14 protein-coding genes are annotated in these 12,339 nt (G+C 72.0%); 8 read left to right on the top strand and 6 right to left on the bottom strand.

Going from position 1 to position 12,339, the window contains the following annotated elements; all coding sequences use genetic code 11:
- Positions 1-15: 15 nt before the first annotated feature.
- Entirely contained in the window at positions 16-900 is an 885-nt protein-coding gene (locus tag IMZ35_RS08480; protein WP_199440441.1) for an SDR family oxidoreductase, read from the bottom strand.
- A 284-nt stretch (positions 901-1,184) separates the two neighbouring features.
- Between IMZ35_RS08480 and fbaA the strand changes: the two genes are divergently transcribed.
- On the top strand, positions 1,185-2,219 hold the full coding sequence (gene fbaA, locus IMZ35_RS08475) for a class II fructose-bisphosphate aldolase (protein ID WP_199440440.1): 1,035 nt from the start codon (positions 1,185-1,187) through the stop codon (positions 2,217-2,219).
- Positions 2,220-2,286: 67 nt separating this feature from the next.
- Here fbaA and IMZ35_RS08470 read toward each other — a convergent pair whose 3' ends face one another.
- Positions 2,287-3,423: a hypothetical protein gene (locus IMZ35_RS08470; RefSeq protein ID WP_199440439.1), complete on the bottom strand. Its 1,137-nt coding sequence runs from the start codon at positions 3,421-3,423 to the stop codon at positions 2,287-2,289.
- Between the two features lie 323 nt (positions 3,424-3,746).
- Between IMZ35_RS08470 and IMZ35_RS08465 the strand changes: the two genes are divergently transcribed.
- A complete protein-coding gene (locus IMZ35_RS08465) occupies positions 3,747-4,163 on the top strand; it encodes a DUF3151 domain-containing protein (protein ID WP_199440438.1) in 417 nt (138 codons plus the stop codon).
- 3 nt (positions 4,164-4,166) lie between these two features.
- Complete coding sequence (locus IMZ35_RS08460) at positions 4,167-5,249, top strand: FUSC family protein (protein WP_199440437.1); 1,083 nt, start codon at positions 4,167-4,169, stop codon at positions 5,247-5,249.
- A gap of 30 nt (positions 5,250-5,279) precedes the next feature.
- Here the strand turns inward: IMZ35_RS08460 and IMZ35_RS08455 are convergent, their stop codons facing one another.
- From IMZ35_RS08455 to IMZ35_RS08445, 3 genes are all read right to left on the bottom strand, one after another.
- Positions 5,280-5,531, bottom strand: a complete 252-nt coding sequence (locus IMZ35_RS08455) for a hypothetical protein (RefSeq protein WP_199440436.1) — start codon at positions 5,529-5,531, stop codon at positions 5,280-5,282.
- On the bottom strand, positions 5,531-6,169 hold the full coding sequence (locus IMZ35_RS08450; protein WP_199440435.1) for an HNH endonuclease family protein: 639 nt from the start codon (positions 6,167-6,169) through the stop codon (positions 5,531-5,533). The genes IMZ35_RS08455 and IMZ35_RS08450 overlap by 1 nt, the downstream gene beginning before the upstream one ends.
- Positions 6,170-6,265: 96 nt before the next feature.
- A complete protein-coding gene (locus IMZ35_RS08445) occupies positions 6,266-6,958 on the bottom strand; it encodes a hypothetical protein (protein ID WP_199440434.1) in 693 nt (230 codons plus the stop codon).
- Between the two features lie 71 nt (positions 6,959-7,029).
- Here IMZ35_RS08445 and IMZ35_RS08440 point away from each other — a divergent pair, with 71 nt between their 5' ends.
- The gene (locus IMZ35_RS08440) at positions 7,030-8,319 is read left to right on the top strand and encodes an adenylosuccinate synthase (protein WP_199440433.1); all 1,290 of its coding nucleotides are present in this window, start codon (positions 7,030-7,032) and stop codon (positions 8,317-8,319) included.
- A 75-nt stretch (positions 8,320-8,394) separates the two neighbouring features.
- On the opposite strand, the gene IMZ35_RS08435 is transcribed toward IMZ35_RS08440, so the two are convergent.
- On the bottom strand, positions 8,395-9,519 hold the full coding sequence (locus IMZ35_RS08435; RefSeq protein WP_199440432.1) for a glycerophosphodiester phosphodiesterase: 1,125 nt from the start codon (positions 9,517-9,519) through the stop codon (positions 8,395-8,397).
- A 185-nt stretch (positions 9,520-9,704) separates the two neighbouring features.
- Between IMZ35_RS08435 and IMZ35_RS31330 the strand changes: the two genes are divergently transcribed.
- The 4 genes from IMZ35_RS31330 (at position 9,705) to IMZ35_RS08420 (ending at position 12,337) form a co-directional block, all read left to right on the top strand.
- Complete coding sequence (locus IMZ35_RS31330; RefSeq protein ID WP_267877085.1) at positions 9,705-9,833, top strand: hypothetical protein; 129 nt, start codon at positions 9,705-9,707, stop codon at positions 9,831-9,833.
- A gap of 48 nt (positions 9,834-9,881) precedes the next feature.
- The gene (purD, locus tag IMZ35_RS08430; RefSeq protein ID WP_199440431.1) at positions 9,882-11,147 is read left to right on the top strand and encodes a phosphoribosylamine--glycine ligase; all 1,266 of its coding nucleotides are present in this window, start codon (positions 9,882-9,884) and stop codon (positions 11,145-11,147) included.
- Positions 11,148-11,274: 127 nt separating this feature from the next.
- Complete coding sequence (locus IMZ35_RS08425) at positions 11,275-11,745, top strand: hypothetical protein (RefSeq protein ID WP_199440430.1); 471 nt, start codon at positions 11,275-11,277, stop codon at positions 11,743-11,745.
- Complete coding sequence (locus IMZ35_RS08420) at positions 11,738-12,337, top strand: DUF3558 domain-containing protein (RefSeq protein ID WP_199440429.1); 600 nt, start codon at positions 11,738-11,740, stop codon at positions 12,335-12,337. The genes IMZ35_RS08425 and IMZ35_RS08420 overlap by 8 nt, the downstream gene beginning before the upstream one ends.
- Positions 12,338-12,339: the final 2 nt, after the last annotated feature.

The raw sequence follows: 12,339 nt of genomic DNA, 5'->3' as shown, positions 1-12,339 counted from the left end.
GCTCCGGCGACGCCGCTACCGCTTCACGGCCGCGGCGCCGCCCGGTCCCACCGGGCGCGAGGACTCCTCCAGCCCGCGTGCGGCGATGTCCGCGGCGACCGCGCGGTCGGCGTCGGGCACCTGCTTGGCCGCCTGCCTCTCCACGAGGCGCGGCAGCAGCGACCGGACGAGCTTGAGCGGTCCGATCCAGCCGGGCACGTGCACGACGCGCGAGCGCCGCTCCACCCCGCGCACGAGGGCTTCGCCCACCGCCGCGACGGGGTACTTCTTGCCCGCGAGCCCCGGCATCCCCGAGCGCATCGGCCCGAACACCGGGTGCTCGTCGGCGCTGTTGACCATGTCGGTGGCGATCCAGGAGAAGTGCGCGACGCCCACGGTCACGCCGAGGTGGCGGACCTCGGCGCGCAGCGCGTTCGCGAACGCCTCCACCCCCGCCTTGGACGCCGAGTACGCGGCGTTGCCGGGGATGTGGACGACCGCGGCGAGCGAGGACACCGTCAGGACGTGCCCGCGGGTCGCGACCAGCTGGGGCAGGCAGGCGCGCACCGTGCGCCAGACGCCGAGCAGGTTCACCTCGACGACGCGCTCGAACGCGGCGGGGTCCATCGACCTGACGAACCCGGTGGCCGCGATGCCCGCGTTGGCGATCACCACGTCGATGCCGCCGAAGTGCTCCACCACCCCGGCGACCGCGGCGTCGAGCGCCTCCCGGTCGGTGACGTCGGCCTCCCACGCCCGCGCGCCGTTCCCGCACTCGGCGGCCACCTGCTCCAGCAGGTCGCCCTCCAGGCCCACCAGGGCCACCCTCGCCCCCCGTGCGGCGAGCCGGCGCGCGGCGTCGGCGCCGATGCCCCTGGCTGCTCCGGTGATCAGCACGACCTCTCCGGCGACGTTGCTCACGGCGTACCTCCTCGGAAGTGGGACGCGGACCGCCCGCTCACAGGGCACGGTAGCGCAACTTACCGCGAGTAAGCTACTGGCAAGTTAAACAACAGTGCTCGTCCCGCCGCTCGCGTCCCGACCGGCGGCGCACCCCGTGATCGTCCGTGCGGCGCAGGGGATTCACCCGGCGGTGCCGGAGGGCCTGGAACGGTCACCGTCAGCTCGTGTCACGACCGACCAGAACGCCCTCGGGGCTCGTAGGATGCCGATGACACGGCCGGGGCACCTGAGGAGGACGACCGATGCCCATCGCAACCCCCGAGGTCTACGCCGAGATGCTCGACCGGGCGAAGGCGAACGAGTTCGCCTACCCCGCGATCAACGTCACCTCGTCGGAGACGCTCAACGCGGCGCTGCGCGGGTTCGCAGAGGCCGAGAGCGACGGGATCGTCCAGATCTCGACCGGCGGTGCGGAGTTCGCCTCCGGCACCAAGGTCAAGGACATGGTCACCGGAGCGGTCGCACTCGCCGAGTTCGCGCACGTGGTCGCCGAGAAGTACCCGGTGAACGTCGCGCTGCACACCGACCACTGCCCGAAGGACAAGCTCGACGGCTACGTCCGCCCGCTGATCGCGGTGAGCCAGGAGCGCGTGGACCGCGGGGAGAACCCGCTGTTCCAGTCGCACATGTGGGACGGCTCCGCCGTGCCGCTGGACGAGAACCTGGAGATCGCGACCGACCTGCTCGACCTCACCGCCAAGGCGCGGATCGTCCTGGAGATCGAGGTCGGCGTCGTCGGCGGCGAGGAGGACGGGGTCGACAACGAGATCAACGAGAAGCTCTACACCACCACGGGCGACTTCCTGGAGACCGTGGCGCGGCTCGGGGCGGGGGAGCGCGGCCGGTACCTGCTGGCCGCGACCTTCGGCAACGTGCACGGCGTCTACAAGCCCGGCAACGTGACGCTGCGCCCGGAGATCCTGAAGCAGGGCCAGGACGCCGTGGCGGAGAAGCTCGGCCTCGCCGCCGGGTCCAAGCCGCTCGACCTGGTGTTCCACGGCGGTTCCGGCTCGCTGCTGGAGGAGATCCAGGAGGCGGTGTCCTACGGCGTCGTCAAGATGAACGTCGACACCGACACGCAGTACGCGTTCACCCGGCCGATCGCCGGGCACATGTTCGCGAACTTCGACGGCGTGCTGAAGGTCGACGGCGAGGTCGGCAACAAGAAGGTCTACGACCCGCGCAGCTACCTGAAGGCCGCCGAGCAGAGCATGGCGGCCAGGGTCGCCTCCGCGTGCGAGCACCTGCGGTCCTCCGGCCGCATGATCGCCGGCTGACCGGAGTCCCGAGACGAAGGGGCCCCGCGGACGACGTCCGCGGGGCCCCTTCGGCGAGACGGACCGGTCAGGCGGTCGCGGGCCGGGTGTCCGGCTCGTGCCGCCGCTGCTGCGCCCAGCGGCGCACCGCCAGGTCGCCGCCCGTCCACGTCACGACGAGCACCAGGAACGTCGCCGCCGCCGAGGAGTAGGAGATCGGCGGCGCGGCCAGCAGCTCCTGCTGGACCCAGATGCCGCCGTAGCCGATGCCGGTCACCGCGGCCGACCCGAGCAGCGCCGCCACGGGCACGGGCACCCGGCCGGTGTGCGCCAGGTCGACGCAGAGCCCCGCGAGCACGAGGAACAGCGGCACCGCCGAGGTCGGGAAGTCGATCCCGGCCAGCAGGGGCCAGATCAGGCAGCGGTAGACCACGTACCCGCCGGCCACCGTCGTGGCGGCCCACCGACTGCCGAGGGAGCGCCGGGCCAGCACCAGGACCAGCGCGCCGGCCACCAGACCCCACACCGGGTACACCCAGTCGGCGATCGGCAGCGAGAACTGCACGACCGACAGGCGGTCCACCGGGCGGCCGATCTGGTCGGCGGCGAACTGGATCAGGCTCGGCTCGGCGAACGGCTCGCCGCGGTCCCACGAGGCGATCTCCAGCACCCCGTACTCCTGGTGCTGGTTCGGGAACCAGACGTTCTCCAGGAAGAAGAACCACAGCGCCGCGAGCCCGAGCGGGCGCATCCGGCCCCGCGGGTACAGCCGCGTCCACCCGACCAGCGTTCCGGCGAGCATCACCGCGGTGCCCAGGTAGAGGATCGCGTGCGACCCGCTCCAGGACGTGATGTCCAGACCGTTGATCCGGTGGTTGATCAGGTCGATGGGCAGCGCCACCAGGAAGATGCCGGTTCCCACCTGCATCAGCCGCAGCGCCTGCTTGTCCGCGCCGTAGCCGGTGAAGGTGTGGAAGATCACCAGAGCCACGGCGATCACCGTCCCCACCGTGTTCAGCAGGTGCGGTGGCGCGAGCTCGTCGCGCAACCACTTGAAGTGCCACGCCACGTCCCAGGACGAGCCCAGCAGTTTGAGCGCCAGCGCGACCAGCCACAGCGCGTAGAGCTGGCGGACGAGCACCGCCGGGGTCTCCCGCCCCGGCTCGCCCCGCTCCCAGTACGCGTCGCGGAAGTTCGCTATTCGGACCTTCGCCCCCGTGTTCACCCGCCCATGATGCTTCCCTGGTGGAACATCGGGAAGGGCTGGACGCCCTGATCTTCACCGGATCGTCCCCTAGGGGAGTCCCACGACCTGCTCGTTCGGCCGGGTGTTCCCTCGAAGGGGTGGGTTTTGTTGCCCGCGGCAGCCGGTTGCCGCGAGGGTGCGACGGACGCGGGAAGGCTGAGAGATCGCTGAGAGCGGAGGGAGTCCGATGGGCACGAGGCTCGTCGCGGGGATCGTGGTGACGGCGATGGTGCTGGCCGCCGTCGCGACCGTCGCCGGGGTGTTCCTGAGCTGAGCCCGTCGCTTGGGGCACGATGACCACCATGACGCTGAACGAGAACCTGCTCGGCCCCGAGCCGACCCACCTCCCGGAGCGGCCGGAGGCGCAGGCTGCCGCGGACGGCGGCACCGACCCCGGCAAGATCGTCCGCGCCTACCCGGACTTCAGCGAGGCGTGGGCGCTGCTCGCCGAGCGCGCGCTGCACGCGGGCGACCCCGTCGCCGCGTACGCCTACGCCCGCACCGGCTACCACCGCGGCCTCGACCAGCTCCGCAGGGCGGGCTGGAAGGGCTTCGGCCCCGTGCCGTGGGCGCACCGCCCCAACCAGGGCTTCCTGCGCGCCCTCGCCACGCTCGCCCGCGCCGCCGACGAGATCGGTGAGAGCGACGAGCACGAGCGCTGCCGGAAGTTCCTCGCCGACAGCGACCCCGGGGCGCTCGCCGCGCTGGGCCTGAACTAGTCCGTGCGCGCTCTCCGGGACGAACTGGGACGCCGGCTGCGGCGCTGGCAGAGCACGGCGCTGCCCATCGTGCAGTCCGCGGTGGCCGCCGGGCTCGCCTGGTTCGTCGCCACCGGGCCGGTGGGGCACGAGCACCCCTTCTTCGCGCCCATCGCCGCGGTCGTCTGCCTGGGCGTGTCGCTCGGGCAGCGGCCGCGGCGGGTCGCCGAGCTGGTGGTCGGCGTGTCGGTCGGGGTGGGCGTGGGCGACGTGCTGATCGCCCAGATCGGCTCCGGCCCCTGGCAGATCGCCCTCGTCGTCGCGCTCGCGATGTCCGCGGCGGTGCTGCTCGACGGCGGCGCGGTGATCGCGCTGCAGTCGGCCTCGTCGGCCGTGCTGGTCGCGACGCTGCTGCCGCCCAGCGCGGGCGGCGGCCTCGACCGCATGGTCGACGCGCTGATCGGCGGCCTCGTGGGACTCGCGGTGACCGCGCTGCTGCCCGCGAACCCGCTGACCGTGGCGCACCGGCAGGCGAAGGTCGTGCTCGGCGAGCTGTCCGCCGCGCTGCGCGGCGTGGCGACGGCCGTGGAGGAGGAGGACGTCGTGCGGGCCACGAGCGTGCTGTCGCGGCTGCGCACCAGCCAGAGCGCCGTCGACGAGTTCAAGGCGGCGCTCAAGACCGGTGGGGAGATCGCGACGATCGCCCCGATCCGCTGGCGCAGGCGCGGCGAGCTGGACCGCTACGAGGCCGTCGCCACCCCGGTGGACTACGCGCTGCGCAACACCAGGGTGCTCGCCCGGCGTGCCGTCGCGGCGCTGCGGGCGGGGGAGCGGGAGCCCGACGCGCTGCCCGACGTGCTGCGCAGCTACGCCGACGCCGTGGAGACCCTCCAGGCCGAGCTGTCCCGCGGCGAGGAGCCGAGGCTGACCAGGACCGCGATCAGCGAGGCCGCGCAGGCCACGACGCACCGGCTCGCCGGTGACGGGTTCTCCACGAGGGTCGTGCTGGCCCAGGTCCGCTCGATCGCCGTCGACCTGCTCCAGGCCACCGGCCTGACCCGCGCCGAGGCCGCCGACGTCCTGCCGCCGCTGGCCGAACGCGGGTGACCGGCGGCTCCGGCCGCGACCGCCGGGGGATCAGCCCTCGGGCCGGTTCAGCACCGCGACCAGGAGCTCGTGCAGCGGCTCCAGGTCGGCGGGGTCGGCCAGCGCCGTCGACGCGCCCGTGAGGCCGTACCACTCGTCCGCGCCCGCGTAGCGCACGGAGACGGTCACCGCACCGCTGTCGTCGCGCGTGCTGCGCAGTTCCAGTTCACCGGTGATCACCCCGACCTCGTCGGTCATCAGCCCGCCCGGACCGGCCACGAGTGGGGACGAGTACTCAGCCATCAGCACCTTCCGAGCATCTCCTGGAGCGCGCTCTTCTCCGCCACGTTCACACTAAGGGCCCACGTGTGCTTCGTGCGCGTCCACATCGTGGCGTAGGTGCACCAGTACGAGGTCAGCGGCGGTTTCCAGGTGGCCGGTGTCTGGTCGCCCTTGGCCTGGTTGACGTCGTCGGTGACCGCGATCAGCTGCGGGCCGGACAGGTCGTTGGCGAACGACCGCCGCTGCGCGGTGGTCCAGCTCGACGCTCCGGAGCGCCAGGCGGCCGCCAGGGCCACGACGTGGTCGACGTCCACGTCGGAGGCCGCCGTCCACGTCGCGCCGTCGTAGGGGCTGAACCAGCGCCCGGAGGTGGCGGCGCAGCTGGAGTCGGTCACGACGCCGGTGCCGTCGCGCTCGAGGACCGTCTCGCGGGTGTTGCAGGTCCCCGACTGGGTGATCCAGTGCGGGAACAGGTCGCGGGAGTAGCCGGTCATCGAGCCGTCGGCCCGCACGGTCAGCGCGGCCAGCTCCGTCCTGGCGGTGGCGGCGTCGGGGATGCCCGGCGGGGTCGCGGCCGCGGGGGACGCGAGGCCGAGAACCAGGGCGGTGGACGTCAGCAGGGACAACGCGGCGGTACGCGCTTCGTCGACTCGTGACATCGTCTCGATCCTTCCTGGTGGGAAGTCCTCACGACGAGAGTCCTGCGGTCGGACCGCGATGGCAACACCTGCGGGTGACACTCCGACGGTTGGCGATCACCGCCCCCCGGCGAGACCGCGCACGAGCCGGAGGTCCTCGGTGTGCCGGTAGTAGGTCCACTTCGTCATCGGGCGCGGGTGCGCCACCCCGTCGGAGACCACCGACGCGGGCAGCAGGCCGATCTGGAACGCGCGCCCGGCGGTCTCCTCCGCCCGCGTGCCGATCAGCCGCCGGTTCACCACCCGCACCACGAGCCCCGGACCGCCCTCGGGGTCCGGCCGCACCTCGATCCGGGTGGCCTGTCCGCGCAGCACGTTCTCGTCGTCGCAGTAGGCCACCCCGCGCACCGGGCCCATCGTCCCGAGGCCCACGAGCACGCCGCCCACGTCGTCGCGGATCAGCGGCACCCGGTCCGGCTCGCCGGTCAGCGCCAGGTCGACCGCGCGACGCGGATCGGTGGGCAGCCGCCACAGCGACGCCACCTCGGAGCGGCCCGACACCGGCACGTACGCGACCGGCACGTCCGCGACGCGCTCGGTGCGCAGCAGGCGCAGCGCGACGGCCGCGAGGTCCGCGTCGGTCCCCACCACGACGAGACGCTGGTCACCCAGTTCGTCCAGCACGGGGTCCACCTCGGCCTTCCCCGGACGTTCTGCGACGTGCCGAACCCCAAACTCGTCACGCTGTGCAATGACTCGCGACTCAACGTCGTGTCCCGCGTTTCCGCAGGCCAGCACGATTCCGCGCACCGCTCGCTCCTGGTCTACCCTCGTGCACCGGCATTTGCTCTTACCCGTCAACACCGTCTTGGAGTATTCACATGCCGGCAGTCGTGCTGATCGGCGCCCAGTGGGGCGACGAGGGCAAGGGCAAGGCCACCGACCTCCTCGGTGAGCGCGTCCAGTGGGTCGTCCGCTACCAGGGGGGCAACAACGCGGGTCACACCGTGGTGCTTCCCGACGGCCAGGACTTCGCGCTGCACCTCATCCCGTCGGGCATCCTCACGCCCGGCGTGACCAACGTGATCGGCAACGGTGTCGTGGTCGACCCCGGTGTCCTGCTCGACGAGCTCGCGGGCCTGGAGGGGCGCGGCGTCGACACCAGCCGCCTGCTCATCTCCGCGGACGCGCACTTGATCATGCCGTACCACGTGGCCATCGACAAGGTCACCGAGCGGTACCTGGGCAAGGCCAAGATCGGCACCACCGGTCGCGGCATCGGCCCGTGCTACCAGGACAAGATCGCTCGCGTGGGCGTCCGCGCGCAGGACCTGCTGGACGAGAAGATCCTCCGGCAGAAGGTCGAGGCCGCCCTGGACTTCAAGAACCAGGTCCTCGTGAAGGTCTACAACCGCAAGGCGCTCGACGCCGAGCAGGTCGTGGACACCGTGCTGGAGCACGGCAGCAGGTTCGCGAGCCGCATCGCGGACACCCGCCTGCTGCTGAACCAGGCGCTGGAGCGCGGCGAGACCGTGCTGCTGGAGGGCTCGCAGGGCACGCTGCTCGACGTCGACCACGGCACCTACCCGTTCGTCACGTCGTCCAACCCGACCGCGGGCGGCGCCACCTCCGGCTCCGGCATCGGGCCGACCCGCATCACCACGGTGATCGGCATCCTCAAGGCGTACACGACCCGCGTCGGCTCCGGCCCGTTCCCCACGGAGCTGGACGACGACATGGGCGAGCGTCTGCGCAAGACCGGCGGCGAGTTCGGCGTCACCACGGGCCGCTCGCGCCGCACCGGCTGGTTCGACGCCGTCATCGCCCGCTACGCCGCCCGCGTCAACGGCATCACCGACTTCTTCCTCACCAAGCTGGACGTGCTGTCCGGCCTGGAGAAGGTGCCGGTGTGCGTGGCCTACGAGGTGGACGGCCAGCGCGTCGACGAGATGCCGATGACGCAGACCGACGTGCACCACGCCGTGCCGGTGTACGAGGAGCTGCCGGGCTGGTTCGAGGACATCAGCCACTGCCGCACGTTCGAGGAGCTGCCCGCGAACGCCCGCGCCTACGTGGAGCACCTGGAGTCGATCTCCGGCGCCAGGATGTCCGCGATCGGCGTCGGTCCCGGCCGGGAGCAGACGATCGTCCGGCACGAGATGCTCGGCTGACCACCCGACGTGCGTCGGGGGGCGCGGCCGCCGCTGCGGTCGCGCCCCCCGCTCGGAAGACCTCGGCTCGCGAGGTCAGGCCGCTCCGGCCCGCAGGGCCGCACGGGCCTCGACCGCGGTGTCCGGGTTGTCGCTGAACAGTCCGTCGATGCCCGTCGCGAAGAACTCCTGGTACTCGCCGAACGCCTGGCCGTACTGCGCCGGGTCGGCCGAGGAGCGGAAGTCGGCGGGCAGGAAGCTGTTCTCGTTGCGGAAGGTGTAGGGCACGACCAGCAGCCGCACGGCGTGCGCGTCGCGCACCAGCGTCGTCGGCCCGGTCAGGAAACCGGCCGCGTCGCGCGGGATCACCAGGCTCTTGTCCGGGCCGATCACGTCCGCGTAGCGGGCGATCTCCCGCAGCCCGGCGGGCTTCGCCAGGTCCGCGTAGGTCCGCGGGTCACCGGCGACCACGAGGTCGTGGGGAGCGCCGCTCGATCCGAGGAGCTGCACGAGCTGCACCTTCAGGTCGCGGTCGAGCTGCTTGAGGTTCGTCACCTCGAACGACTGCACGACGACCTTCGCGTTCGCGCGGTCGAGGCCGTTGCGCTTCAGCGCGTCCACGAGCTTCGGCTCCAGCGCGAGCCCGATCCCCCGGAAGTACGTGGGGTGCTTGGTCTCCGGCGCGACGCCGATCTCGCGGCGCAGCTCCCGCGACAGGCGCTTGCTCAGGTCCACGACCTCCTGGAAGGTCGGGACCTCGTAGCGGCCGTCGTAGAGGGTGTTGCGCGGGCGGATCTGCGGGATGCGCTCCTCCGCGCGCAGCGTCTTGAGCTCGGCGAGGGTGAAGTCCTCGGTGAACCAGCCGGTCAGCGACACGCCGTCGACGACCTTCGTGGTCTTGCGGGACGCGAACTCCGGGCGGTCCGCCACGTCCGTCGTGCCGCCGATCTCGTTCTCGTGCCGCGCGACGAGCTGACCGTCCTTCGTGGGCACCAGGTCGGGCTCGACGTAGTCGGCGCCCATCCGGGCGGCGAGCTCGTAGGCGGCCAGGGTGTGCTCGGGCCGGTAGCCCGACGCGCCGCGGTGGCCGAACACGAGGGGCGCGGTCGCCGCGTGCCCGCCGCGGTCCGCCGCTGGTTCCGCCGCTGCTGAGGGCAGCACGGCGACACCGACCAGTGCGAGTGCGGACAGCGCCACACCGCCGAGGGTCCTGCGCAACATCGTTGACCTCCTCGTGGAAACCGACGGCGGCAACACTCGTTGCGCACCGCGACAACTGCGCCACCGTAGGGCGACACCGCGAACACGTCACGGTGAACGAACGGTGCGACCGGTCGCCCTTGTGACGGTGACCGGGGTCACGAGCGGCGTGCGGTGCCGCGGCGCAGATCCACACCGGGGTGGTCGTGGCCAGTTCGACCGAGCGCGGCGGACCGCCGTCCCCCGACGGGAGACCCGACGTCGCCGGACCGGTGGCCGGGGACACCGCGCCCGTCGAACCGCACCCCGGCGCGCAGCTCGCGCTGGGGGGATGACGCGGGGGACGCGCACCCGTCCGGCCGAGTCAACTACTCTGGCCCACCGTGCGCGTCCTGGTGATCGGGTCTGGTGCCCGTGAACATGCCCTTGTCCTCGCTCTGTCGCGTGACCCCGCGGTGACCGCCCTGGCCTGTGCTCCCGGCAACGCCGGCGTCGCGGGCCACGCGGAGATCGCCGGGGTCGACGTGGCGGACGCCGCCGCCGTCGCGGCGCTCGCGCAGGAGTGGAAGGCCGACCTGGTGGTCGTCGGCCCCGAACAGCCCCTCGTCGCCGGAGCGGCCGACGCCGTCCGCGCCGCGGGCATCCCCTGCTTCGGCCCGTCCAAGCAGGCCGCCTGCATCGAGGGCTCCAAGGCGTTCGCCAAGGACGTCATGAACAGCGCGGGCGTGCCCACCGCCCACAGCGAGATCGTCGACAACCCGGCGCGTCTCGACGCGGCGCTGGCCCGCTTCGGCCCCACCTGGGTGGTCAAGGACGACGGGCTCGCCGCGGGCAAGGGCGTCGTCGTGACCCGCGACTCCGCCACGGCCCGCGCCCACGCCATGACCCTGCTCGACGGCGGCCACCCCGTGCTGCTGGAGTCGTTCCTCGACGGTCCGGAGGTGTCGCTGTTCTGCCTCACCGACGGCACCACCGTCGTGCCGCTGCTGCCCGCGCAGGACTTCAAGCGCGTCGGCGACGGCGACAACGGCCCCAACACCGGCGGCATGGGCGCCTACTCGCCGCTGCCCTGGGCGGCCGACGACCTGGTCGACGACATCGTGACCCGCTGCGTCCAGCCCGTCGTGGACGAGCTGGCCGCGCGCGGCACCCCGTTCACCGGCCTGCTCTACGCGGGCCTGGCACTGACCTCCGACGGACCGGAGGTCATCGAGTTCAACTGCCGCTTCGGCGACCCGGAGACCCAGTCGGTCCTGACGCTGCTGCGCACGCCGCTGGCCGGTCTCCTGCTGGCCGTCGCCACCGGCCGCCTCGCCGAGCACCCGCCCCTGGAGTGGGAGGACGGCTACGCCGTCACCGTCGTGATCGCCGCTGAGGGCTACCCCGGCCGTCCCCGCACCGGAGACGTGATCACCGGCACCGAGGCCGAGGGCGTCCTGCACGCCGCCACCCGCCGCCGCGAGGACGGCGCCGTGGTCTCCACCGGCGGTCGCGTCCTGTCGGTCGTCGGCACGGGCGCCGACCTGGCCGCGGCCCGCGAGGCGGCCTACGAGCGGGTGTCGACCGTCCACCTGACCGGCTCCCACCACCGCACCGACATCGCCCTGCGCGCGGCGGCGGGCGAGGTGGCGGCCCCGTCGGCGAACTGACCCGGCACCCGAACGGCCGGAACCGGGACGGCCCCCTCTTCGTCCAAGCACGGGCCAGCACCACGGGCCCGTTGGTAGCCTGCGAAGCGGGACCGTCCTGTTACCGACCGTACGGGGGTTGAACGTCGTGGCAGAGGAACACGCGGCTGTCGGTGGCGGCTTCGACGCCCTCGCCGCCGCCGGAGCCGGTATCGGCGGCGCGGTGGGCATGGCCGTCGGCATGATCGCGACAGCGGAGAAGGCCCTCTCCGACCTCGGGTCGAGCGTGGGGTCGGCCCAGAAGTTCGAGGTCGACAAGGAGACGGTCCTCCAGGCGGGCAGGATCGTCAGCGATCAGGCGGACAAGCTGCGCTTGGCGGCATCCGACGCCCGTCGCGATCTGCGGATCGATCTCCGGAACGCGGACGAGGTGAACGCATCCGTAGCCGAGGCGTGGAACTCACGTCTCGTCACGGCCGACAACTCCTACAACGCGAGGGTCGGCGAGTACGTCGACAGCCTGGACGGTCTGGCCGAGCAATTGCGAGCGGCCGCGAAGACGTACGGATACACCGACGAGGAGATCTCGCAGTTCTTCGGAAAGCAGAACAGTGGCTGAGCAGACGCTTCGATCACTGGTCGTATGCGCGTTGGCAGGTGTCCTTCTGGCGGGGTGCACCACAACCGAGGACGGTCAAGCCGGTCCGTCCTCGGTTGCCGCAGACCAGCCGAGCACCACTGGTTCCTCGACGAAGATGCCCAGGCCAGATGAAGTGAAACTGGACGGTGTCGATCCCTGCGCGCTGTTCACGCCCCAACAGATGGATCAACTCGTCATCGCTGAGCCGACACCTGGTGCAAGTGATGTCGTCGATACCGGGGACGTCCCGAACTGCACCTACCTCAGCACCGATTCCTCGAACACCTACGGAATCTCCCCGGTATTGACAAGGGGAGTCGACTACTGGCTCGACGCCCACGGGAACTTCAAGGCCACACCGACCGAGATCGACGGTTACAGTGCTGCTGAGGTGACGCTCCTGGGCGCCGAGGACGAGTGCTCGTACGCCATTGACGTCGCCGACGGTCAGCACCTCTTCGTCGAGCACTTGGTGATCGGTAGCGAGGACGCGCCGGGGCAGGACGGCGTGTGCGCCAAGGCCAAGACCGCCGCCGAGATGGCGCTGGAAACCCTGAAGACGTTGCGGTGAGG

The sequence above is a fragment of the Umezawaea beigongshangensis genome (genome assembly GCF_016464305.1).
Classification (GTDB): Bacteria; Actinomycetota; Actinomycetes; order Mycobacteriales; family Pseudonocardiaceae; genus Umezawaea_A; species Umezawaea_A beigongshangensis.
The sequence above is the reverse complement of the archived record's forward strand: the minus strand, read 5'-3'. Positions and strand labels throughout refer to the sequence as shown.